17 protein-coding genes are annotated in these 25,760 nt (G+C 40.3%); 12 read left to right on the top strand and 5 right to left on the bottom strand.

All coding sequences use genetic code 11. The features are described from left to right. Positions 1 to 9: 9 nt before the first annotated feature. Positions 10 to 3,051 carry a VIT domain-containing protein gene (locus GVK91_RS17735; RefSeq protein ID WP_159730526.1) on the bottom strand — a complete coding sequence of 1,014 codons (3,042 nt, stop codon included), beginning with the start codon at positions 3,049 to 3,051 and terminating at the stop codon, positions 10 to 12. A 342-nt stretch (positions 3,052 to 3,393) separates the two neighbouring features. Between GVK91_RS17735 and GVK91_RS17730 the strand changes: the two genes are divergently transcribed. Then, positions 3,394 to 4,683 carry an esterase-like activity of phytase family protein gene (locus tag GVK91_RS17730; protein ID WP_200845654.1) on the top strand — a complete coding sequence of 430 codons (1,290 nt, stop codon included), beginning with the start codon at positions 3,394 to 3,396 and terminating at the stop codon, positions 4,681 to 4,683. A 153-nt stretch (positions 4,684 to 4,836) separates the two neighbouring features. On the opposite strand, the gene GVK91_RS17725 is transcribed toward GVK91_RS17730, so the two are convergent. Both GVK91_RS17725 and gltB read right to left on the bottom strand, forming a co-directional pair. After that, positions 4,837 to 6,297, bottom strand: a complete 1,461-nt coding sequence (locus GVK91_RS17725) for a glutamate synthase subunit beta (protein ID WP_153846039.1) — start codon at positions 6,295 to 6,297, stop codon at positions 4,837 to 4,839. Between the two features lie 17 nt (positions 6,298 to 6,314). Next, positions 6,315 to 10,829, bottom strand: coding sequence for a glutamate synthase large subunit (gltB, locus tag GVK91_RS17720; RefSeq protein WP_159730524.1), 4,515 nt, complete (start codon positions 10,827 to 10,829; stop codon positions 6,315 to 6,317). 307 nt (positions 10,830 to 11,136) lie between these two features. Here gltB and GVK91_RS17715 point away from each other — a divergent pair, with 307 nt between their 5' ends. From GVK91_RS17715 to GVK91_RS27520, 6 genes are all read left to right on the top strand, one after another. Further along, positions 11,137 to 12,234, top strand: a complete 1,098-nt coding sequence (locus tag GVK91_RS17715) for a mandelate racemase/muconate lactonizing enzyme family protein (protein WP_159730521.1) — start codon at positions 11,137 to 11,139, stop codon at positions 12,232 to 12,234. Positions 12,235 to 12,488: 254 nt separating this feature from the next. Further along, the gene (locus GVK91_RS17710) at positions 12,489 to 12,860 is read left to right on the top strand and encodes a BlaI/MecI/CopY family transcriptional regulator (protein WP_120333506.1); all 372 of its coding nucleotides are present in this window, start codon (positions 12,489 to 12,491) and stop codon (positions 12,858 to 12,860) included. Continuing rightward, a complete protein-coding gene (locus GVK91_RS17705; protein WP_159730519.1) occupies positions 12,853 to 14,328 on the top strand; it encodes a M56/M15 family metallopeptidase in 1,476 nt (491 codons plus the stop codon). The genes GVK91_RS17710 and GVK91_RS17705 overlap by 8 nt, the downstream gene beginning before the upstream one ends. A 21-nt stretch (positions 14,329 to 14,349) precedes the next feature. After that, positions 14,350 to 16,572, top strand: a complete 2,223-nt coding sequence (locus GVK91_RS17700; RefSeq protein WP_159730517.1) for an outer membrane beta-barrel protein — start codon at positions 14,350 to 14,352, stop codon at positions 16,570 to 16,572. 140 nt (positions 16,573 to 16,712) lie between these two features. Continuing rightward, the gene (locus tag GVK91_RS17695) at positions 16,713 to 17,693 is read left to right on the top strand and encodes a deoxyhypusine synthase family protein (RefSeq protein ID WP_159730515.1); all 981 of its coding nucleotides are present in this window, start codon (positions 16,713 to 16,715) and stop codon (positions 17,691 to 17,693) included. A 91-nt stretch (positions 17,694 to 17,784) separates the two neighbouring features. Next, positions 17,785 to 18,447 (top strand): hypothetical protein, encoded by a 663-nt coding sequence (locus GVK91_RS27520; protein WP_235032949.1) that lies wholly within the window; start codon positions 17,785 to 17,787, stop codon positions 18,445 to 18,447. A gap of 71 nt (positions 18,448 to 18,518) precedes the next feature. Here the strand turns inward: GVK91_RS27520 and GVK91_RS17685 are convergent, their stop codons facing one another. Beyond that, positions 18,519 to 18,719, bottom strand: a complete 201-nt coding sequence (locus GVK91_RS17685) for a hypothetical protein (protein ID WP_159730513.1) — start codon at positions 18,717 to 18,719, stop codon at positions 18,519 to 18,521. Positions 18,720 to 18,887: 168 nt separating this feature from the next. Between GVK91_RS17685 and GVK91_RS17680 the strand changes: the two genes are divergently transcribed. Continuing rightward, entirely contained in the window at positions 18,888 to 19,463 is a 576-nt protein-coding gene (locus GVK91_RS17680; RefSeq protein WP_153846030.1) for a non-canonical purine NTP diphosphatase, read from the top strand. Positions 19,464 to 19,611: 148 nt separating this feature from the next. On the opposite strand, the gene GVK91_RS17675 is transcribed toward GVK91_RS17680, so the two are convergent. After that, positions 19,612 to 22,140, bottom strand: coding sequence for an OstA-like protein (locus tag GVK91_RS17675; RefSeq protein WP_235032948.1), 2,529 nt, complete (start codon positions 22,138 to 22,140; stop codon positions 19,612 to 19,614). 99 nt (positions 22,141 to 22,239) lie between these two features. Here GVK91_RS17675 and tilS point away from each other — a divergent pair, with 99 nt between their 5' ends. The 4 genes from tilS (at position 22,240) to GVK91_RS17655 (ending at position 25,757) form a co-directional block, all read left to right on the top strand. Further along, on the top strand, positions 22,240 to 23,571 hold the full coding sequence (gene tilS, locus GVK91_RS17670; protein WP_159730511.1) for a tRNA lysidine(34) synthetase TilS: 1,332 nt from the start codon (positions 22,240 to 22,242) through the stop codon (positions 23,569 to 23,571). A gap of 144 nt (positions 23,572 to 23,715) precedes the next feature. Next, entirely contained in the window at positions 23,716 to 24,210 is a 495-nt protein-coding gene (locus GVK91_RS17665) for a hypothetical protein (protein WP_153846027.1), read from the top strand. A gap of 89 nt (positions 24,211 to 24,299) precedes the next feature. Then, a complete protein-coding gene (locus tag GVK91_RS17660) occupies positions 24,300 to 24,620 on the top strand; it encodes a DUF4834 family protein (RefSeq protein WP_088160261.1) in 321 nt (106 codons plus the stop codon). A gap of 33 nt (positions 24,621 to 24,653) precedes the next feature. Then, the gene (locus GVK91_RS17655; RefSeq protein WP_153846026.1) at positions 24,654 to 25,757 is read left to right on the top strand and encodes a DNA replication/repair protein RecF; all 1,104 of its coding nucleotides are present in this window, start codon (positions 24,654 to 24,656) and stop codon (positions 25,755 to 25,757) included. The last annotated feature ends 3 nt before the right edge of the window (positions 25,758 to 25,760 follow it).

Here is a 25,760-nt window from a genome sequence, read left to right as displayed (position 1 = left end):
TCTGGTAATCTACTGGAATGAAAATTCGCCAATCCCAATATTGCGCTCCTTATTGCGGTCAAGATAGATTGTAACGATTTTTCGTTCTTGCTTTCCACTACTATAGTAGGTATAGATTTCAGCCATAACAGCCGCTGGACCTGCTAGCGTCAGGGAACCATCGTTAAAGAAATCAACTTCAATTTTATATTTTCCTTTTAGTGCTTTTTTCAATAAAAATTGTTCAGGGCCATAGCCGCCAGTAAAGTCATTGCTGAGTCGACCCCCAATCCCTGTGGCTGGATTACTATAAAAGCATTTTTCTTGATTTGGATCAGTTACCCAAAGGTCTATATCGGTGTTTTGTGAATTCCAATTGACGACAACACGAATGTCAACGGGTAGATCCGCAATTAATTTTTTGTTCACGGTAACTGTGGAGCTTGCAGCTTTGTTTGCTTTAATGAGATTATTGATTTCCATAACCAATGTTTCTTCAATACCGTCATCGCGGTCGGCGGCTTCCGGGGAGTAGCTCTGGGTCAAAATCCCATATAATTGTTCTAGTGCTTCCTTGAACATACCTTTGTCTTGTAAGACAAGGGCATAATCGCGGTGGCTTTGTGGATCCATTGGACGCCATTTTAATACCTTAGCTGTAATGAATAGTGCATTGTCGTAATCGCCCCATTCCCGTAACTTATAAGAGATGGTTTTGTAGAGATCTGCATTTTCAATTTGTAAGTCTGCAAGTGCACTTAAAATGAGTAAGGCTTTGTCTCGATCTCCTCTTTTGAAAAAAAAGTTTGCGACATCAAAATAAAAAGTTGGCGTTCCCATATACTGATTCCGAAGTTGGAGATAGCTTTTGTAAGGATCTTTGGATTGAATAAGGTCCTGTAAATAGGCCTGGTCTTCTTTAATTTCGGGGATGCTGATTTTTCCACGTATGTTGTTAATGCTGCTTGCCGTTTGTAGGCCAGCTATACGTCCTTCTAAGGATTGAACAACAGCGAATTCCTGAAGAACGTCCTCAGATGCGGCCGCCCTCGCCAATTCGCTGGTTGCTGCATGGGCAGTGCTTGAATTGCTAGTTGCCGAGATGCTTTTCGCTAAGGTTCCGTCAGATGAACGCGATTCTAAGGCTAGCGTGGGAGCTGCAGGACTAGCTGTGGGGCGCGACGGAATGGGTGGAACAACAACATTTGGAGCGAGTTCTTCTTCGACAGCCATATAATCTGCAGATTGAAGCGACTTATTCCGTTTTGGGTATTTCTTTTTTTGCTGAAAATCGGTATTCCACCAGGACTGAAGCTGTTTGGTAATGTCTTGAGCCTGATCCAACAAGTCTGCTACACGTTCTTCCTTTGCTATGCTTTCTTCTTTTATGAGCCGATTGAATTCGGAAAGCAATTCGGCAGGTGGAGTTATTGCATAACGTATGTAATCTTCTACAGTTTCCAGTACAATTAAGCTGGTATTTCGGGTAACAATACCGAACTGTTTACCAAGGGTTTCAATTTCTTCACGATTGTCTTCGTATTGAAGATCCAGCGCTTCAATTTTCTTTTGTGCCCAGATCTGCTGTAGGTCAATTTCACCATGGTCAGGCTGCAGAGCTATACTAATCTCTTGTGGTGCTTGTTGCCCATCTCCTACAAGTACTGTGAGCTGCTTCAATCCGGGGCGTTTCCCTAAGCCTGCGATAGAAAAATTGGCTTGTATTGCGGAGCCTTTTTGAGGATAAACTTCCTCAAAATCATTTTTTTCTTTTATCCCCAGGTAAATCAGGTTTATCGTATTTAGCTTATGATAAGCTTCAGTTATTGAGGTATTGGCTAAATTGATCATCTTTCCAATATGTTTTTGGGCAATTTGTTTTAGAACACCATAGTCCGATCCACTGGATGAAGTAATGCAATAGACTGGATTGTCAAGGCTCATTTTACTTTGACTAAATGTAGAAAGGCCGTCGCTAAACAGCAGGTAATTGCTGGCCTGTATTACACCTGCCTTTATTTGGCTATAGTCTGTACCGCCATCGTAATCAATTCCTTTGATGTAGTTTTTGAGATCATTCCAATTACCTTGTCTTACCTGAAACGTATGCCCTTTTACAAAGCGGATGTCCAATAAGCCCAGATCAACAGTCATATTGGGGTTTTCTTTAAAAAAGAGATCTAATAGTGTGAGTTCCTTTTCTATATCTCTATTTTTACTGCTGAGCGAACGGTCCCATATAATTCCAATGCTGTGTCCCCATTTTTTCTGAGCAGGTTTTGTAGAGTTTACCGTTGCATTGGCAAGAAAGTAGAAGGTTTTATCGCCATTTGCTTGAAATAGGCCTGATGCTTCCCTGTTGTCTGTCGGCAGTTGAATAACTAAATTTCGTTGGGATTTAAACTGTTGTTTATGTAAAGAAGCTGTGTAATTGCTGTTATGTTGTGAGAATGCCAAAGAACCGTCTGGTTTTTCTGTGAAATCTGGCTTATGTGTGTCTTGAAAGACATGGATATCCAAGGCGAAATTTTCAATGGGGGACGTATAGTTTAAGGGTAGAAGATAGTAACGAGCCTGATCGGATTCTGTTGTCAGATTTTCCGAATAGCTAATCTGAACGGTGCGCTTCCCATTCGCTGGTAATGGGTAAATTCGAGTTCGGAAATTATTTCCTTCGACTTTTTCCAATAGACCCGGATCGGCCCGGCGTGTTTCTATACTTTCAAATATTTCGGTTCCTTTATTTTTATCGACTGGAACTGCTTGGCGTAATTTGCCGTTTATATCTAAGGCGTAGCCGCTCACGGAGACACCTTCGGGCATAGGGAATGTCAACTCGCCCTCGAGATCGCGATTGGTCTTATTGTCGAAGACCATTGTCATCGTCGTTTTGGCTATATTTCCGAAGATGACGACATCTACTTTTAGGTCTGCCAACATCACCTTGTTTTGCTGGCCATCGTCATTTTTAATTTTTAAGCTGGGTATTTCGCGTGTAGTTCTGATCTGAGATTTCGTATCCACATTAGAAAATACCAAAATTATGCAAAGGGCAACTATGATCTTTTTCATCTTTCTATATTTAGTAGGTGAGGGCAGAGAATGTACTGTTGATTCGCTGCACAATTAGCTATTTATTTTTCTAGTGATGCAGGAAAATTCAAAATTCCATAACCGAGGGTATTTAATTTTTATAGGATGTTTTTTTACGAGAGATGCAGTTTATTTAAACTTATGTTAATGATTGGCTAATATCTGGCAATTATGTTTGCATCAGTATTCGGACAGCCAACCAAGCATAGATTGTTTAAACTAACCGTACTGTTTTATCAGATATGCAAGGCGACAGGAATAAAATTTGGCTATTCGAATAAACCTGAACAGCAGTAAACATTATTTGAAAAATTTGTACAGATGAAAAAAATATATAGTGTACTCGGAATGGCCCTATTGTGTGCTTCATGTAGTAAAGATGATGTGTCGCAGATTACTGACCCGATAGAACTGACCTATCCGCAAAAGGCAATAGCAACAGACCCAAAAGTATTAAGTGATATTAATGGTGTAAAAGTGTATAATGGAGGCTATGGGTCTTCGATGGTCCAAGATCCTACTGATAAATCTATATTTTATCTTTTAACTGATAGGGGACCAAATATTGATGGGACAGAAAGTGATAGTAAAGTATTTGCTACTCCGGCATTTGCACCACAGATTGGTAAATTCAGATTAAAGGAAAATACGCTAACATTGGAATCTGTTATCGAATTGAAAAATAAAGATGGTGTGAAATTGAATGGCCTGCCAAATCCTGAAGGGAAGGGTGGTTCTGGAGAAAAAGCATTGGGGGTTGATGGTAAAGATCTAGGAAAAAGTGAGGATGGAATCGATTCAGAGGGGCTAGCGAGAGCGGCGGATGGTTCTTGGTGGGTCAGTGACGAATACGGACCACATATCGTTCATTTTGACGCTTCGGGAAAAGAAATCGAACGGATTAACCCTTGGTCTACGGGTAAAAAGTTGCCTTTGGTATTTGCCAAACGTCGTCCTAATCGCGGAATGGAAGGATTGACGCTTACGCCTGACGGTAAAACACTGGTCGGAATCATGCAATTTCCGCTGTATAATCCATCTAAAGATGCGATTAAAAATTCGTTGGCAATCCGTATTGTTACGCTCGATATTGCGAGTGGCGCCACGAAACAGTATGTCTATATGATGGAGCGTACCGATTTGCAGGCTGTAAGTGAAATTGCTGCCGTGAGCAATTCAACATTTATTGTATTGGAACATGATGGGGAATACGCGACAGAAGCAACTCGCTCTACTGTATTTAAGAAAATTTATAAAATTGATCTTTCTGGCGCAACAGATATCTCGGATGCGAATAATACCGCAACTGGGAAATTATTTGACGGTAAAACTGTCGAGGAACTCAAAGACGCAGCTACATTGGCAAAATATAATATTAAACCAGTCAATAAGACATTGGTTGCCGATTTAATGACTGACATCAAGGAATTGTATCCGCATGATAAAGCAGGGGGCTTGGCTGTCATTAATCCGTTCATGATCGCGGTATGTAATGATGATGATTTTGGGGTGACTGGAAAAGGCTTCTATGAGTCGAAAATATTGCCTTATATAAAGACTGTAGACAAAAACAGTATTTATTTTGTTCAGCTTAAGGACCCATTGAAATAGGGACTAATTACTGACTATAAAAAAGGTCCGTTGAATTCTCAGCGGACCCTTTTTATGATTTTATACTGTCCAAGCTTTTCTCCTTATTATTAAAGATTAAACGGTGGCTTGGCGTATCACTGGTACGACCTCTCTGTTGAGTGCGACCTACTTTTATGCATTTATTGTCGTCAGGAAGTCTTTACTTTCAAGCTCTGAATACCCCATTAGGTATTCATCGACTTTTCGAGCACATTCGCGTCCTTCGGAGATGGCCCAAACAACAAGCGACTGGCCTTTGCGGCAGTCTCCGGCAGTGAAGATATTATCAATTGTCGTTTGGTAGTCTTTGTCATTTGCAAGGATATTTCCTTTTTCATCTACACGAACACCTAACTGTTCTAAGAGCATATGTTCAGTATGTTGATAACCAATAGCCAATAATACGAGGTCTGCCGGTATTTCACGGATCTCGGATTCTCCTAAGCGGGTTCTTTTTCCAAATTCATCAACTTCGTATTGAACCTCTTTGATTTTTATAGCTTTGATATGGCCATCTTCATCTTTAATAAATTCTTGCGTTTCCGTAGCCCAAAGTCTTTCACAGCCTTCTTCTTGGGAAGAGGAGGTTCCGAATGTGAGCTTGTCCATCGGCCAAGGATTGTTCTTTAGACGTTGTTTAGATGGTGTAGGTTTGCGGGCAATCTGTGTGATACTTTTTGCACGATGACGATTGGATGTACCAATACAGTCTGATCCGGTATCACCGTCACCGATGACAACAACATGTTTGTCTGTTGCCAAGATACGGTCTTGTTCGACCGCAATTCCACTTACTTCTTTATTCTGTTGGGTCAAAAAGTCCATGGCAAAATGGATGCCTTTAGCTTCATGTCCCGGTAATTGCATGTGCCAAGGAACGGTTGAGCCAGTGGCCAATATAACTGCATCATAAGCTTTTAATTCATAAAAGCTTATGTCTCTGCCAACTTCTGTATTAACCTTGAATTCTATTCCCGATTCTTTCATGAGATTGACACGGCGATCGATCACTGATTTTTCTAATTTAAAATCCGGAATACCATAGCGGAGTAAACCTCCAACCTGGTCATCACGTTCGAAGACGATAACATCGTGACCAGCCTTATTGAGCTGAGCGGCAGCCGCTAGTCCTGCTGGACCAGAGCCCACTACAGCGACGCGTTTGCCTGTCTTTAAATAGCTTTTATGCGCTTTGACATAACCCTTTTTAAAAGCAATCTCAATAATATGTTTTTCGATCTCCTCAATAGTGATCGGAGTACTATGTATGCCAAGTACACAGGCTGATTCGCATGGTGCCGGACATATTCTACCTGTAAATTCAGGGAAGTTATTGGTGGAGGACAAAATCTGATAGGCCTCTTCCCATTTTCCATCGTATACGGCATCGTTAAACTCGGGGATGACATTGCCCAGTGGACAACCTGAATGACAAAATGGAATGCCGCAGTCCATGCAGCGCGCGGCCTGCTTATTGAGCTCGTTCTCCGAATACCCTTTATTGAATTCCTTAAAGTGCTGTACGCGACCTTCCACAGCTTCTTTTGTTGGAAGCACGCGCTCAAATTCTTTAAAACCTGTAATTTTTCCCATGATCTGTGCTTCCTATATTATGCTTCAACTAATTTTTGACGAATGACATTTTTGTATTCTCTTGGGAATACCTTAATGAATTTATTTTTTTCTCTTGACCAGTTTTGTAGAATGAAATCTGCTCTACGACTATTGGTGAGCAAGATATGACGTTTCAGTAAGGCGATAATTGCGGTTTCGTCTTCACTTTCCAATGGATCAAGGTCGACCATTTCCTGATTACAGTTTTCGCGGAAATCTTCGTTAATGTCGTAGATCCATGCGATACCACCGCTCATTCCGGCCGCAAAGTTACGACCCGTTGCCCCTAAGATCAGCGCACGGCCCCCAGTCATGTACTCACAGCCATGGTCACCAACACCTTCAACTACAGCTGTTGCACCTGAGTTACGTACGGCAAAGCGTTCACCGGCCTGTCCGTTGACGAATAGATGTCCGGATGTTGCTCCAAATAGCGCAACGTTACCGATAATGATATTATCTTCCGGTACAAGAGCACTTTCTGCAACTGGATAGATTGCTAACTGAGCTCCTGATAGTCCTTTTCCAACATAATCATTGGCTTCACCTTGTAATTCAAATGAAAGACCCTTTGTTGAAAATGCACCGAAACTTTGTCCGGCCGAACCTTCAAATTTAAAATTGATGGTATTGTCAGGTAGGCCTTCAGAACCATAGAGTTTTGAAATTTCATTGGACAACATTGTTCCGATCGTACGGTCTGTATTTTTGACCTTAAAGGTGCCAAATACAGGAGTTTTGCTGTCTAAAGCCAATTTTGACTGTTTTAGAAGGCCCCAATCCAAAATCATGGCCATACCGTGATCCTGCTCTTCGGTATTGTATAACGATTGTCCAGGCTCGTTGCGTTCCACATATAGAATGTCTGTGAAATCAATTTTCTTAGCTTTCCAATGGTTTATATTCTCGCGTTTTTTCAAGAATTGAGCTCTTCCCACCATTTCGTTGATGGTACGGAAGCCTAGATAAGCCATTGTTTCCCGGACTTCCTCCGCGAGGAAGGTAAATAAGTTGACAATATCTTCTGGTTTTCCAGAGAATAATTTGCGCAGTTCTGGATCTTGGGTTGCAACACCTACAGGACATGTATTCAGGTGGCATTTACGCATCATGATACAGCCGCCGGCAACCAATGCTGCTGTAGATACGCCCCATTCCTCAGCGCCCAATAGTGTAGCGATGATGATGTCGCGACCTGTTTTTACCTGGCCGTCCGCTTGTAACACGACACGACTGCGCAATTTGTTTTTAACAAGTGTCTGATGCGCTTCTGCAAGGCCTAATTCCCAAGGCAGTCCAGCATGTTTGATTGAACTGATTGGAGATGCACCTGTACCGCCATCAAAACCTGCAATAAGAATGACATCGGCATGGGCCTTCGCAACTCCGGCAGCAATGGTACCAACACCTGCTTTAGAGACCAACTTTACGTTGATTCTTGCTTGACGGTTAGCATTCTTTAGGTCAAAGATCAGCTGGGCTAAATCTTCGATGGAGTAAATATCGTGGTGGGGTGGTGGCGAAATCAGACCGACACCCGGTGTAGAGTGTCTGGTTTTTGCAATCCAGGCATCCACTTTGGGACCAGGTAATTGACCTCCTTCTCCCGGTTTGGCACCTTGGGCCATTTTGATCTGTAGTTCGTCCGCTTGTGTCAGATAATTGGACGTGACACCAAAACGAGCCGAGGCAACCTGTTTAATTGCTGAGCGCATCGAATCTCCATTTGGAAGCGGTTGATAACGCAATTCATCTTCTCCACCTTCACCAGTGTTCGATTTTGCACCGATGCGGTTCATGGCGATGGCAAGGGTACTATGTGCTTCGTGGGAAATTGATCCAAAGGACATCGCTCCGGTTGCGAAACGTTTTAGAATTTCACTAGCAGGTTCTACTTGCTCCAATGGAATAGAATTGCGATGTTTTGCAAAGTCCAACAATCCACGAAGAGTAAACATATGTTCTTTCTGCTCATTGATTTTCTGCGCATATTTTTTATAGGTTGCGTAGTCTCCTGTGCGACAGGCTTGTTGCAATAGGTGAATCGTGTCGGGATTCCAAAGGTGGCCTTCACCGCGGCGTTTCCATTGGTAAATACCGCCTTCTGGCAATAGATTTTGCGGTGTACGGCTTTTTTCAAATCCACGCCAGTGTTTTGAGAGGGCTTCTTTGGCAAGATCATCTAATGTCATGCCGCCGATACGTGAGACTGCTCCGCAGAAAAATTTATCAACGACAGATTTGTCAATGCCGAGTACCTCGAAGATCTGTGCTCCGTGGTAGGATTGCAATGTGGAGATCCCCATTTTGGAGAAAATTTTCAACAAACCATTATTGACGGCCTTGACGTAGTTTTTGGATAATTCTGGCCAAGTGAGCTCTGTATCTAAGGTATTTTGTTCCTTCATCGTACGGATGCTCGCCAATGCCATATAAGGGTTGATCGCAGTGGCACCGAATGCCAATAGGCAGGCAAAATGGTGCACTTCCCAAGCATCACCGGCTTCGACCACGAGACCTACAGCACCACGGTTACCTGTTTTGATCAAGTGGTGATGGACCGCTGAAACAGCAAGTAATGAAGGTATAGCTGCATGTTTGGAGTCGATCGCACGATCTGAAAGAATTAAGACTTCAAAACCATCACGTACGGCATCATCCGCATAACGGCACAAGCGTTCCAGACCTGCTTCCAATGATCCAGGTTTACCATCTGAGCGGAAATAAGACTGAATGGTTTTTGCTTGGAACAATCCTGTATCGATCGAGCGCAATTTCTCCAGTTCTTTGGAGGTCAGGATCGGATGCGGCAAAGTCACACAGTGACAGAATTTTTTGTCTTCGATCAGGATATTGCCTGCATTACCGATGAATGTTGCTAAACTCATGACCAAGCGTTCGCGAATCGGATCGATTGGTGGGTTGGTTACCTGGGCAAAAAATTGCTTAAAATAACTTGAAATATGCTGTGGTTGATCAGACAGAATGGCCAGCGGAACATCGGACCCCATTGAGCCTGTCGGTTCGTACCCTGTCAATGCCATTGGAGTCAGGATGGTTTCCAGGTCCTCGCGGGAGAAACCAAATGTCTTTTGATATTTGAAAACGGAATCTTTGGAAAGATAGGTGTAGGTTACACGAGGTTCTTCCAGTTCTTCCAGTTTGATTTTGTAATTGTCCAACCAATCGCTGTAGGGCTGCTGGTTGATCAGCTGATCTTTTACTTCGTTATCGGTAAGGATACGGCCCTGCTCCATGTCGACAAGAAAAATCTTGCCTGCTTGTTGACGGCCCTTTTTGATGATGGTAGACTCCTCGATCGGAAGTGCTCCCGCTTCAGAAGCAACAACGACGCGGTCGTCTGAGGTTACGGCATAACGTAGTGGACGTAAGCCGTTGCGGTCTAATGTAGCGCCAATATGCTTACCATCGGTGAAGCAGAGTGCTGCAGGACCATCCCAAGGCTCCATCAACGTTGCATGGTATTCGTAGAAAGCACGTTTTGAAGGGTCCATTTGTGTATTGCCATCCCAAGCTTCAGGGACCAACATCAACATGACGTGGGTGAGACTACGGCCGCTGTGTAAAAGAAGTTCCGCTACATTGTCGAGGCAGGCCGAATCGGACTGACCACGGTCAACGATTGGAAGTAAGATTTCCATCTCTTCTTCCGTAAAATAGGGTGATGATAAAGCGCGCATACCTGCATAAAACCAATTCAGGTTACCTGTCAACGTATTGATCTCGCCATTGTGTGCCAGCATACGGAATGGCTGAGCGAGCGACCATGAAGGGAAGGTATTGGTGGAAAAGCGCGAGTGAACTAAGCCAAAAGCAGATACCACACGAGGATCGCGTAAGTCAAGATAATAAGTTCCGACCTGGTATGTTGTTAATTGACCTTTGTAAATAATTGTTTTGCAAGAAAGCGATGCAAAGTAAAGAGGGAGAGGATATTCTTGTTGTTGTTTAACTTTTTGAATGATCAGGCGACGTAGTACAAAAAGTTTGCGTTCAAATTCTTCAGTGTTTGAAACGCCGTCCGGTCTGCTGACAAAAAATTGGACAATTTCAGGTTCTGCACTGAGCGCTGTTGGTCCAATACCTTCACGATTGACTGGTACTGGACGGTAGCCAAGGAATTTCATACCCCTTTCTGCTGCCGCTTCCTCAATCAAATCCCGACATATTTTGTTCATGTCTTCTTCTTTAGGAAGAAAGACCATACCTGTGCCATAATAACCTGGCTCTTCCAGTTGTATACCCAAGTTGATACATTCTTCCCATAAAAATTCATGGGGAAGCTGGATCATGATACCTGCTCCGTCACCACTTTCTGGGTCACAGCCACAAGCACCGCGGTGCTCCATATTTTCCAGCATGGTCAATGCATCTTTTACTTGTGCGTGTGATTTATTCCCTTTTATATGGGCGACAAAGCCTACCCCACAGGCGTCATGCTCAAAATTAGGGTCGTAGAGGCCCTCCGTTTTCGGTCTTTGTTGAATCATCTTTCCTTTTCAAATATTATACATTGCTAATATAGGAATAAAAAACGTAAATATTGTAAATATTCTAATGAAAATGTGTTTAATTTGATTTTATCATTTCTTTTGAAGTGTTTTGTTGCTGATATTGTATTTGGTATTCGTGGCTGTTAATACAGTTTGATGCGTAGCTGAATAATGCAACATTTGGCAATATTTTTTTGTGGGATATGGAAAAAGCATCCCAAGATTGCGAGAATATATATAAATTAGGCAAAGTATTGCATATCCTTTTATGCTGTATCGACATGGCTTAACTAAAGAGAATGAGATGAAAATAACTGAAATTGAAATTTATCGATTAAGCATTCCTATGGAACCTTTTGTCATTGCGACAGGGACAATGGACTATGCGCAAAATACTTTTATACGTATATATACCGATGCCAATATATATGGTGTGGGTGAATGTTCTGCCTTTCCGATGATCGTTGGAGAAACACAAGATACTTGCTTAGTTCTGGCAAGAGATTTTGCAAAGATCTGGAAGGGGCGCGATCCTTTGGCCATAGAAGAGCGTTTGGCTGAATTGGATTTGTATATTGCCGGTAACAAAACGATCAAATCGGCTTTTGATATGGCCTTGCATGATTTGGCCGCCAAACATGCTGGTCTGCCGCTTTATCAGTTTCTAAAGGGAACAAAACGAGAGATTACGACAGATATCACTTTAGGAATTGCATCTCCGGAAGAGATGGCGCTGAAGGCAAAGCGTTTACAGGAGGAAGGTGCGGTCATGTTTAAAGTTAAACTGGGGAAGGAGCCAAAAACGGATATTGCCCGTATTCGTGAAATACGTAAGGCTGTTGGATTCGAAATGCCTATTCGAGTTGATGCAAATCAAGGCTGGTCTTATGCAGGGGCAATAGAAGCTTTGCAGGGGCTGGAACCTTTTAAGATACAATTTTGTGAGCAACCAATGCGTACTTGGGATGACGAATATTTACCACAATTGCGCACAGAAACTATTGTTCCCGTGATGGCGGATGAATCTGTTTATTCTCACCATGACGCAGAGCGTCTCTGTAAAGCTGATGCTTGCGATTATATCAATATTAAATTTTCGAAATCAGGAGGTATTCAAGAGGCCTTAAAAATTAATCATATTGCCGCGGAATACGGCATTACTTGTATGATCGGAGGGATGCTGGAATCTCGCTTGGCTTTGGCTGCTAAAGTACATTTCGCTTACGCTGCCCCGAATGTCAAGTTTTTTGATCTAGACACTTGTATGGTTGGCCATCTGGAGGATCCTGTTATCGGCGGTATTCAATATGACGGATACAAAATACATATCTCAGACCACATTGGAATCGGCGCAGATATAGACCAAACTTTTTTAGATCAATGCGAGAAATGGATCATTTAAATTGGAAAAAAAATTATGAATAGTATGAACTGGGGAATAGGGACACAAGAGATTATTGTCCTGATTATTATCGTTATTTTTTTGGTGGCGGCCTATTTGTTTTTCTCTAAGTTGTTGAAAAAGTAGGTTTTAATAGCTTTTTTTTGATTGAATATCTTCTGTAAACTTATTTTTCAGTTTTATAACTTATTTTTAAGTTGTAAAACTGAAAAATAAGTTATAACTTTATGTTAGTATAAACAACGTATCGAATTATGGAAGAATTAACAAAAAAAGAAGAGGAAGTCATGCAGGTGATCTGGAAGCTCAAAGAGGTCTTTGTCAAAGATATTATTGAGTATTTGGATCCAAGTAGTTCCATACCCTATAATACAATCTCCTCGATTGTAAGAATATTGGAAAAGAAAGGGTATGTAGGTTATAGAGCCTTCGGAAAGACTTATCAATATTATCCTTTGATTTCGAAGATGCAATACCGAAAGTTATCATTCTCAAGAGTGCTCGATCATTATTTTGATGATTCGGTTGAAAACTTACTGTCTTTTATGGTAAAAGAAAAGAAGCTTTCGGCGGAGGATATTCAGAAAATAGAACAACTCATCAAAAAACACGAAGATCATGAATAGCTTACTTTATTATTTATTAGAAGTTAACTGCAGTCTGGTAATCGGGGCAGTTCTTTATTTTCTGGTATTCAGACAGCTTTCATTTTTTCAATGGAACCGTTATTTTATCCTGGGTTTATGTTTGTTGAGTCTGCTTCTGCCATTTGGAACTGTACGTTTGGGCGAACTATTTCTTTCGCCGACAAGTCCAGTGCTCGCTTTTGAACAATCGAACACAGTTGCTCATTCGATAGGAGCTTCGGGTGATCTCGTATCTGAAACAGAAATGGTCGATTCTTACTGGCATTCCTTTTCGATTGGATCTGGCATTGCTTATGGTTATCTACTTGTATCTTTTGTTTTGTTATGCCGATTTGCGTTACGCTATATCCGCTTAGGCCGTCGTATTGGACAGCTGAGTCAGTATAAATTTGAAGGATTTACGATGGTTGCTCCCTTTGGACATTATGCAAATTGTTCAGTTCAGCATGTAATTGTTATGGAAGAAGATCAGCTTGATACGCCAGATGGAAAATTAATTTTTGAACATGAGAGCCAGCATATTGTTTTTAAACATCGTTGGGATAAATTGTTTATAGAAATTTTTCGTTGCCTTTTTTGGCTAAATCCATTTGTTTATTGGATGCGTAGACAGCTGTATTTGGTGCATGAATATCAGGTTGATGAGGTGTTGGCCAATCGATATGGTAACAGCAGCTATGCCCGTTTTCTACTGACTTTAACACAGCAGGCCTGTCCTGCTGGATTGCAGAGCAGTTTATTTAACAATAGGCATGAGCTGGTCGAACGGGTTCAGGCCATGATGGCAAAACCTTCCTCTAAAAAGAATAGATGGCAATATGTATTGACCGTTCCTTTATTAGGCCTTTTACTGCTATTTTACTCTTTTATTAATCCCCCGAAGAGTGTTTGGTTTTCCGCATCTTTAAATGGGAAAAAGAATCCGTCTAAAACGATCATCCTTGACCCCGGACACGGCGGGAAAGACACTGGGGGGATTTCATCTTTCGGATTGGAAGAAAAATCATTGACCTGGGAAACCTGTTTGCTTTTGAAACAGGAGCTGGAGCGCAAAGGGTACAAAGTAGTGTTGTCAAGGACTGCTGATGAATATAAATTACTCAGAGACCGATCGAACTTTGAAGGGGATTTATTGTTATCGATCCATTTCGACAATGTAAAAGACAAAGAATCTCTTCCTATTCGAATATTATATCAGTCGGGGGTTAATCATACGATGCTAGAAGAGCTTAACCGCAAATTTGCGTTTAGTTTGGGACAAATGTTGCAACAGAATGGACTGGCTGCGAGTGCTCCGGCGATAAATACAAAGCTAGCGATTTTACGTTGTGCTAAAATACCGGCGCTTCTCCTTGAGCTGGATAACATCAATGCTATTGATAAAAATGTGAAACCTGACTTTGTCAATAAACTAGCCCACGCTATAGATCAAAGTTTCGAATACTAAGCACTAATTTTCGTTTATATCATGAAGTTTAGGATACTCTTATGGTTATCCATGGCATTGCCATGTCTGTTATTGGCGCAAATGGTTCCCAAAACTAAACAACAATTAACTGACAGTACGATGCTGCGGAATAATGGATCCGATTCAAGACGGATAGACACAGTGCTTGTAGAGGGGGCAAGGCCTCTCGAACAGCAGCTTTTGGACCGGGTCCGTATTCGACCAGGCAGCAACCCCGTTTTATTGAATGGAAATACTTTCGCTGTTTTAAATGCCATTCCGAGTATAGAGGTAGACGAATTAGGTAACTTGTCGTTACAGGGAAAAACGGGCGTATTGATTACCATCAATGGCAAGCAGACCTATCTAACCGGAACTTCCTTGGTCGGCTATTTAAAATCTATACCGGCAAGCTCTTTAGAGAGCATTGATCTCATGACTATACCACCTGCGAAATGGAGTGCGGAGGGGGCTGGTGGGGTAGTTGATATTCGTTTAAAAAAGGATGTACTGAAAGGTCTAAAAGGAAATGTTTTTTTAGGTGCATCAAAGGGTAGGCTTTGGAAGTATAATAATGGCGTGAGCCTTCAGTATGGAATGAAGAGATGGTCCTTAAACTCCAGTTTTTCCGTTGCACGCTCTTCGAATTATTTTGATGTTGACCGCAAGCGTGAACTTGCGTATAGTGAAAATGTTCATTATGTGATCGGACAGCTGAATAAGGAAACGAATAACACACAGGAATTAAATGGTCGTTTGGGCATGAATTATCGGATCGACAAGCAGTCGTCTGTTGAACTGAACTGGAATTATCTTCGTAATAATTATAAAGAGATAGGTGTCTATCAAAATGATTTTTCAGCCGATGGAACATTGAAGCAATCCACTGCTTCAACGAGTAACCTGAGAAATCCGCTGCATAGAAATAGTATAAATCTTCACTATGATTTTGCTGGGGAAAATAAGAATAAAGCGCTTCAGTTCGATTTTGATTATTTGCGTTACAGCAGCATTAGGAAACAGGACTTGAAGACAAGGACAGTACCTTTTTTTTCTGACCAGCAAGAGCAGCAGCAATTTTTGCGCTCAAATAACCCGTTCTCTGTTGATCTTTTTGGTATTAGGGGTGATTTTCAACGGAAACTTAGCGGGTCCTTTTCTATGGAAGCAGGCTTTCAGGCGAGTCGGTCCCAACGTCAATCGTATGGACATTATCAAAAAGGGGAAAAAGAGTATGTAATGGCCGACGATGATAGCCTAGAAAATACTTTTAAACAAACCGAATACCTGGAAGCGATTTATACGGATTTTCAACTAAAACTTGCGCAATGGGAGATTAAATTAGGTGTACGTGCTGAATACGCACAATTTCAGACGAAAATTGACTACATAGATCGAAAAGCGAGTGGAAGGAAGCAAATGTTCAATCTATTCCCGACCGTTTTTGGTATTTATCGAATAGCTGAAAATAATGGTCAAGCGGTACAGGTCGCGTATGGGCGAAGAATATCACGGCCTAATTATCAAGATCTGAACCCTTCCATTTTCTTTTTCGATCCAAGCACAACCTATCAGGGTAATGCGCAGCTTTCTGCTCAATTGTCAGATAATATGGATCTTAAATATGTTCATGGTCAAAAATGGAATATTGGACTTTCTTTGATCAATCATCGAAATTATATCTCCATGGTCCATCAGCTTAGTGAGCAAAATTATACGCAAACCTATCAGAATATTGCCGGTGTTAAGAGTGCTGCTATCTCGATGAATATGGGAAAATCCATTGTTAAAAATTTGATGCTCTATGGTTTTGGTCAGATTCAATATATACATTATAAAAATATACCAACGGAGTTGAATGATCTTCTGATCAATCGGGGGATTTGGTCCTTTCAGAGTAATCTTATGATGCAGTTAAATTTACCTTATCAAATGACTGTAAATTGGATAAACTCATACCGAACTAATGTGCTTTATGCACAGACAGTTATAAAACCTTTATATGAAATGCATCTGGCGGTCAATAAGCAATTTTCGAATGCGTTAAGTCTTACGCTGACAGTACGGGATCTGTTTCATAGCCGTGTTTTGAAACGAGAGATTTTGGGACAGGGATTCAACATTTATTCTAAAACAATGGTCGATTCAAGAATTATTGGCCTAAATTTTAACTATACATTTGGCCTTTATAAAAAGCAAAAGGTCAAACAGACTTCAATTGAAGGAGAAGTGTCACGTTTATAATCGCAGCATTGGAATACCATTCTTTTTACATTTGTTAAAAAAATGTGGTCTATACGCGTTTTGAATCTCTATTGGGACGAAAATAGATTATATTCAGTACCTTTGCGGTACTTATTATTTTATAAAAGTTAGAAAATATCATGAGTACTCAAAAAGGACCTATTTCTCAATTTATTGAGCATAATTACCGTCACTTTAACGCAGCTGCATTAGTAGACGCTGCAAAAGGTTACGAGGAACATCTATTAGATGGTGGAAAAATGTTGATCTCTTTGGGAGGTGCAATGTCTACTGCTGAATTGGGTGTTTCTTTGGCAGAAATGATCCGTCAAGATAAAGTACACTTTATTTCTTGTACTGGTGCTAATTTGGAAGAGGACGTGATGAACCTTGTCGCACACTCACATTACAAAAGAATCCCGAATTATAGAGATTTGACAGCTGAGCAAGAAAGAGAGCTGTTGGATAATCACTATAATCGTGTTACAGATACTTGTATTCCGGAAGAGGAAGCTTTTCGTCGTTTGCAAAAACATCTTGAAGATGTTTGGCATGCTGCTGAGGTTAAAGGCGAGCGTTACTTACCACATGAATTTCTTTATCAGGTTGTTAATTCAGGCATATTAGAACAATATTATGAGATCGACCCGAAAGATTCTTGGATTGTTGCAGCGGCTGAGAAAAATTTGCCGATTGTATGTCCGGGATGGGAAGATTCAACGACAGGTAATATCTTCGCTTCCAATGTGATCAAAGGTAAATTGAAGGCAAGTACAGTAAAATCGGGTATCGAGTACATGATTTACTTGACAGAATGGTACCGTAACAACTCGGCAGGTAAGGGTGTTGGATTTTTCCAAATCGCAGGTGGTATCTCTGGCGACTTTCCAATCTGTGTAGTTCCGATGATGTATCAAGATCTTGAATGGGAAGAAGTACCTTTCTGGGCTTATTTCTGTCAAATTTCGGATTCAACAACTTCGTATGGTTCTTACTCTGGTGCTGTTCCAAACGAGAAAATCACTTGGGGCAAATTAGATATTGATACACCTAAATTTATCGTAGAATCTGACGCGACGATCGTTGCGCCATTAATTTTCTCGTATATCTTAGGTCATTAATCTTTTTGACATATAGAAAGGAGCGATTCTTCGCTCCTTTTTCTTTTCTCTTTTTCTTCTTTATCTTTACTGTCTAATATTTCTTTTCCCGATGAGCAATCTTACAACAGATAATCCCGTTGCACTTCAGACCTTAATGGATGAAACAATCTTTGGAAATGGTTTTGATTTTCAAGCCGATCTGTCTGCACATCCTTTACAGGAGGAGAACAGTGCTCATGCACAAACAGCTGTTGTACAAGCATCATCGACAACGAAGGATACCTCGTATGTGGCAGTAGGGGTAGGTGCGGAGCAGGCCGCTGTGGCTATTGAGACCGGCAGGGACGGCGATACTGTTAACCATCTGGAGGTATTGGGTGGTGAATTTATATATCAAGGAAATAAGGATCAGGGAGTACTTTTTATTTTACGCTACGAGCAATATCCCTACTTTTCTCCAGCTGCATTGGACGCTTTTGAAAAAACAATTGGTGCCTTGAAATTGACCAAAGAGACCGTTGCGGTACTCAATTTGGCAAATTCCCATAACCCGAATGATTTTAAGCGCATTATGCAGTTTTTCCAACCAACTAAGATTATATTGTTGGGTGTGGAACCCGCGTCTTTGAAACTTCCATTTATTGAACATAATGCCTACATGAAAGGCCGTATTGCAACAGTTTTTAATACGTTCAGTTTTGAAGAGATGTTTGTCGATGTGAATAAAAAGAAGCTGTTCTGGAACGAATTTAAGACCTTTATTGTTTCTTGATTTTTATCAGATACTTGTTATGAATAAAAATTGGGATTTAAGAGGGAATGTAAGCTCTTAAACCCCATCTATTATTTAATCTTCTTTGTTATTAATTTGGCAAGGGACTTTGCAGTTTTAGCGTAACCCTCAGCTATTCTGTCATTGGAATTGGGTATCCCGACGAAATCAAAATCTCCAGAAAGAGCTTTCATTTTTTGTGCAAATGAACTGCTTGGCGACACCATCGCTAAGGTAAGCAGTAGACGAACTGCTAAAGAAAACTCTTTCATTATTTTTTATTGGGTTAATAGCTGCCAAATATAAGTTTTATTACAGAATATATATATCGTAATGCTTATTTTTGGGGGTGTGACTTCATGCAAAGATCGTAGCCCGCTGCAAAGTGAGGAGTACTGTCGATAAAGCGAAAGAACAACAAAAAACTAAATTTGAAGAAGATGCTAGAACTTGTATTTGCAACCAATAATGCCCATAAATTGGAGGAAGTCCAAGCGATCGTGGGGAGTGCTTTTATAATTAAAAGTTTAAATGATATTGACTGTAACGATGATATTCCAGAGACAGGAGTGACCTTTGAGGAAAATGCCCAGCAGAAAACGGACTATTTGGTGAACAAATATGGTCTTTATTGTTTTGGAGATGACTCAGGCTTGGAAATTGATGCATTAAATGGTGAACCTGGAGTTTATTCAGCACGTTATTCCGGATCGAGGGACATGGAAAAGAATATTGATCTTGTCCTTGAAAATTTAGGCGATAACCCCAATCGTACAGCGAGATTCAAAACAGTTATTTCATTATATTTGAATGAGCAGCAGCACTTTTTTGAAGGAAGTATCGAGGGGAAAATTATTGAAGAGCGTAAGGGTATTGATGGTTTTGGTTATGATCCCATTTTTATTCCGAATGGTTATGATAGAACGTTTGCCGAAATGACAGCTGCGGAAAAAAATAGCATTAGCCATCGAGCGATTGCTGTAGGCAAACTCGCTGAATACTTAAAAACAAAATAGGTTAATATTTCTTTCAATTAGATTAGAAGCAGGAGCTTCCGATTTACTCGGGAGGGATCGTAATCTGATAGGATCGGCTGAAGCCTTGAATAAAAAAGGAAGCGCAAAACAATCTGTTTTGCGCTTCCTTTTTTGTTGACTTCTGCTATTATTTAGCTTTTACCTTTGTTTGGGTACTATCTTGAGCAGGTATTATCGCTGATTTACTAGTTGTTGAGTCGGAATTTGCAGCTACTTTGTCAGTTGCGGTCTTTACACTTGTTTTCGTAGCGTTAGCTTTATCCGTTGTTTCAGATGGCTTAGCTGTTTTGGTGACAGCGCTTGATTTATTGTTTGTAGCGTCCACCTCTTTTTCTTTCTCGATCGTTTCGTTCGAATCAGCTCTCTTGGCGGCACCTTTTTGAGGGGTAGTTGTTTTATCGCCTTTCTTAATAGACTTCATTGTTCCAGATTCTTCACCTTCTGGTGCCGCCGGAACCGTAAATGACGCTTTTGAAAGATCCCTTTTTCGATTTAATAAATCATCTTTTGATTTAGGTCGATCTTCGGGGCGCCAGGTGAAATTCGGAAGAAACTCCTTGTCGGCCGTGACTTCAGCAATAGGATAGACTTTGCCATCCACTTTCCGAATAGATACATATTCCTTCAGCTTATTATCTTCCATTAAGATCTTGAAGCGGCTGCTTCGATCATGGATAAGTTCAGTGGTTATATTGGTCTTTTCATCAATATTGTAGAAGATATTTTCAGCATTGCCATCAACAAACAGACGTTCCATACGATTATTGGTGAAAAAGCTGGTAATCTTCCGACCTTTAATCTGATTGAATTTCAATGAGTCGCTTGTTGCGTTTACCATGAAAGCGTTACCGACGAGCAGCGAATTGTCCAATTTTTGATTCTTTACCTGTAAGAATATGGTATCTCCGGATATTTGTGAGTTTTCGGCCCACATCATTGGTTTTCCCATCAGTCTGAACATGGAATCTTGCATACCATAATACATAGAATCTGCTACAGCTTGCAAGTCCGATTTAAATAATCGGGCATTATAGTATGCCTTTATAATCCGTGTTTTGGCCGTATCCTGAGCGAGAGAATCCCGTTTACCCTGTTGGGCATTTTTTAAAGCTGCTCCCATCAGTTTATCGGATTCACCGCCTTTCGGGATGATCGCTTTTTTACGCAATACACTATCGGCCTTGAGGTTTTTTTCAATCTCTATCTTGTTTTGATCACCGATAATAGCTGGTGTTTTCTTTGCTGCAATCGGTTTCTTATTTGTAAGTGTATCCTGTACTTTTTTAATGCTCTTTTCAAGAACAGGTTTGCCGCTGTCTTTTTTAGGCAAACTGTCTATTCCCTTTTGAAGGTTATCTTTTATGTTTTCTAATGTACCCGTGGAATCAACTGTTGTTGAGCTGGAATCCTGGTCACCATAGTCGACCTCATTGTCATCCTCAATAGCCCCACCTTCACGATTCAATTTAAAATCTTTTGCAATATAATCTCTACGAAATATCATCTGTGAGAAGAGAGTGTCGGCTGTCATAAAAACAGAATCTACCTGTGAATCAGCCTTAAGTGGTTTATTATTGCCGCTTTTGATATTTTTATCTGGATGTTCCTTTCCTTCTAGAACAACTTCGGATGTGGTTTTATTTGATTTGAGGTCATCTTTGTGTTGTTCTTTTTCAATCTTCTTCAATTCTTTAGCTTCATTTTTTAGCTCTTTCTCCGATTTTTGTTGGACAGGGGACAAAGAAGATACAGAATCTTTCTGTGTTGAATCTTTTTTGACGACCGAAATGATCAGGGGTTTGTCCGTCATTGTAATGGATTCGTTCCCCCCGTTGTACAAACCAAATCCACCATAGGCGTAAAATTTGTCTAAGGTATCAACAAAGACCACATTTTTTACGGCTTTACCGATTCCCACTTGTCTATCGTAGAAAAGACTGTCTCCCTTAAGAAACTTTGTTCCTTCTGTGTAGAGGTTGTTTTTAGAGAAATAAGCCTGGCCCGTTGCCATATGGTATCGGCCTTTTTCAGTATACAGGTTTTCCCCTTTATTTCCCTTGATATTGGTAGGCCCATAGAAATCAGTAATGCGTGTATTACCATTATATTTCATGGAGTCCGTGTAGACTTTTACATTGGTTGATCGGACGACAACTTTTTGATTGAAATAAGATTCCCCTGTATTTTCGAAATAAGTAGCTCGCTGGCTTGTAATTGTATCGCTTCCTGATAGAATACGCCCACCGCTGTAATAATTACCAATTTTACTTCGCATATTATAGACAAGGTGATCGGTTGTCAGTATAGAGCCACTGGTGCTGACCATTCGTACAGCGCCCGTAAGTGTAGCGAGCTGCATGGCCGCTTCATAGTGTAATTTATTGGAAAATATCTGCGTACCGTCGGGTTGAGTAATGATCACATTTCCAAAGGCTTCAAAAAATTGTCGGCCAATGTTGTCTTTATGTAAATAGCCACTATCTGATGATAGCGTTGAGCCCACATGTTCATAGACCGGACGGTAAAAGAGGATATTGCCATCTTTTCCAGTAATAATATGGGATGATGAAAGAAGCTTTAGCTCATCCTGTTTCTGTGCTTGGACCGACAAGCCAGTTAAAATAAATACAATAAGTGTATAAATGTATTGTTTCACAAGGGCAAAAATATGGATTTTAATTGCTACTTCACTGGATTTCACAAATTTTAAGACTTGAATTTATCATTCGGACAAAATATACCGTAACTTTGTTATATGAATGTGCTGGAAAGACTAATGGGCTATATTGAAAAGGAGCATTTGTTGATGCCTCGTGATAAAATATTGCTTACGGTGAGTGGGGGAAAGGACTCGATGTTAATGGCACATTTATTTGCGAAAGCAGGGTATACGATTGCTATTGCACATTGTAATTTTCAATTAAGGGGGGCAGAATCTGACGAGGATGAAGCGTTAGTTCGAAAATTTGCAACGGAAAATAATGTTCCAATATACGTGAAGCACTTTGATACGAAAGTTTACGCAAAGGACCATCAGATTTCGATTCAAATGGCTGCACGGGAACTTCGTTATGCTTGGTTTGAGAAATTGCGACATGAGCTGCAGTTCGATCGAATTGCAGTAGCTCAGCATCTGAACGATCATATCGAAACGGTACTCCTGAACCTTTCACGTGGAACCGGTCTCCAAGGACTCCAGGGTATTTTTCCTATCAGAGAACGCATCATTCGGCCACTACTTTTTCTGAAGGCAAGCGAAATTGAACATTTTGTTAATATGTATGGGATTGCTTATCGAGACGATCAATCCAACTTTTCAACAAAATATGCGCGTAATAAAATAAGGATTGATATCATCCCACATTTTAAAAAACTTCAGCCAGATTTTGAGATGGTCTTCGAGCAGAATATCAATCATTTTAAGGAATCTTACCAGCTGTTGCAGCAATTTGTGGAGCCCATTCGGAGAAAACTGTTTTATCCTATAGATGAGGGTTGGGGAGTTCGGAAAGAAGATCTGGAACCCTATATGGATAATCTGCCTTTGCTCTATGAGTTGTTTTCGGCTTTTAATTTCTCAAAGCCGGTACTAAGTGATCTTCAACAAGCTTGGTCAAGAGAGTCTGGGCGTATTTTTCAATCCGATGCCTACCATATGCTCTTGGATAGAAATGAACTTTTTATTCGTGAAAAGGAATTTATTTCTCCCGATGAGGCTTTAATCACCTCCGAAACCTCGACTGTGGAGTGGAAACACTATTGTTTTCATGCCGATGTTTCTGCAGATCTAGCTATTGTCAAAGCGAGTGAGGTTGCAAAGCTGGATTATGATGTTTTAGTTTTCCCGCTCACGATTCGATCCTGGAAAGTTGGTGATAGCTTTTATCCTTTAGGTATGGAAGGGCGCAAGAAGTTGAGTGATTTTTTTATCAATAAGAAGATCAGCTTATTTGAAAAGGAAAATATTCCGATCGTGGTAAATGGAAATGGAGATATTCTATGGGTAGCCAATTATCGCATGGACAATCGTTATAAAATTACCACCAATACAAAAAAAGTCCTTACTTTAGTTTGCAGAACTGATTAGCAAGAAAAATTGTTGATGCTAAAAATGAAGGAAGGATCCTGGGTGATGCAAAATCTGTAAAAGCAAAAATGATACTATTGATGAGTTCAAATAGTAAGAAACAATGGTGCGAAGTCTCCAAATTAATAGCTAAATCTTAAGTAAATGAAAGAAGGTGTACTCTATTCGGAAAATCAATATTTAGGTCGTGACCGTGTTTGGATAAGCGTGCGTTTAGTGCTCGTACTTTTTTGCTTTACGGCATTTTATTTGAATTTAGACCATTTGATATCGAGCCAATTGTTCTTTATTGTAGGAGTAGGTATTATCATCACGTCTATTGTCATGATGTATATGGTATTATTCCGTACGGAAGTATTTCAAGACCATATACTTATTAGTGGACTATGGTCTACTCGGGTCGTCAAAATCGATCTTGCCTCTATTACAAAAATAGAAAAGGCGCCTTATAGCACATTCTTTTTCAATAATCCTGTTTATAATCTGCATACAAAAGGAAAGATTAAATTCTTCGCTGGAGGTAAAAATGCTGTTTTTTTAACAGATAAAGATGGTCTTACCTATGTGTTGGGAACACAGCGCCAGGAAGAGCTCTATCGAATTATTTTGGAAACAAAAGGGCGATTAGGAAAGTCTTAAAATTTGTTAATAAATTCTTATCTGACAATTTAAAGACAACAGTTTATCGAGTTATTGGTTAAATTTGAGAAAATAGCAACGAATTAACTATGGCATTTTTAAAATTTATACTTATTACATTCGCTGTTTACTTTGTAGTAAGATTCTTATTTAGATTATTTTTACCATTTGCAATGCGTAAAGCAGCTGAAAAGTTGATGAAAAAAGCGCAGCAGCAAGGTGGAGCATACGGTAGCCAAGGATCAGGCGGTACATTTTATTATGAATTTAATGGTCAAGGACAACAGGAAAGTAAAAGGTCTCAGCCCGAAGGGAAGGTACATGTCGATTACATTCCACCGAAAGAAAGCCCTGAACGCAAAGGGACTGAAACCGCAGGTGAGTTTGTGGATTTTGAGGAAATAAAATAATTTTTAGCAATCCAAATAGCGTATCTTTGTGCTATGTGGCTGAAGCAACTTTCTGTTCTAAATTTCAAGAATTACTCGGAATCATCTTTGGAATTTCTCCCCGAGGTAAATGCGTTTACAGGGAATAATGGTGTTGGTAAAACCAATCTTTTGGATGCGATTCACTATTTATCACTCTGTAAAAGTTATTTCAATCCAATTGATTCGCAGCATATCAAATCAGGCAATGACTGGTTTATGGTACAGGGTGAATTTGATAAAGAATCAATTAGTGATTTCATTTCTTGTAGTCTTAAAAAAAATCAGAAAAAGCAATTTAAAAAAAATAAAAAGGATTATCCCCGACTGGCTGATCATATCGGCTTATTTCCTTTGGTCATGGTATCCCCAAATGATAGCATCATCGTAACAGATGGGAGTGAAGAGCGCAGAAAATTTGTGGATAATGTGATTTCCCAGACAGATAATAAATATTTAGATACCCTAATTATTTATAATAAGTTTTTAGCCCAACGTAACAGTCTCCTTAAACAAGCACGTCAAACCAGTGTATTGGATCTTGGCCTAATCGAAATTCTCAATTTTCAACTTGAAGAAGTTGGAAATATTATTTTTCAAAAAAGAAGGTCTTTTATGGAGGAATTTCAGCCGGAGTTTGACCGACACTATCAGTTCCTCACCGAGGATGCAGAGTCTGTTCAATTACAATATGAATCGCCTTTAATGACAGATTCGTTTCTAAATATTTTAGAGAAGAATTTGGAACGTGACCGTATGCTGGAACGCACAACGCAAGGAATACATAAAGATGATCTGATCTTTACCATTCACGGTGGAATGCCCTTGAAGAAGTTTGGTTCTCAGGGCCAACAAAAATCTTTTCTAATTGCTCTGAAGCTTGCACAATATTCTTATCTCCAGCAGAAAAAGGGTTTTAAGCCCTTACTTCTTTTGGATGACATCTTTGATAAACTTGATGATCGCCGTACACATAAATTGATGCAGATGGTTTCAGAAGATGATTTTGGACAGATTTTCCTGACGGATACAGATTCCATGAGAATTCAGCGAATCTTTGACGAAATCAGCCGACCTGTTCGTATATTTGATATTGAAGGAGGACAAGTCAATGTATAAGAA

Origin of the sequence: Sphingobacterium sp. 18053 (assembly GCF_902706145.1) — a bacterium.
In the GTDB taxonomy this organism is placed as follows: Bacteria; Bacteroidota; Bacteroidia; order Sphingobacteriales; family Sphingobacteriaceae; genus Sphingobacterium; species Sphingobacterium paramultivorum.
The sequence above is the reverse complement of the archived record's forward strand: the minus strand, read 5'-3'. Positions and strand labels throughout refer to the sequence as shown.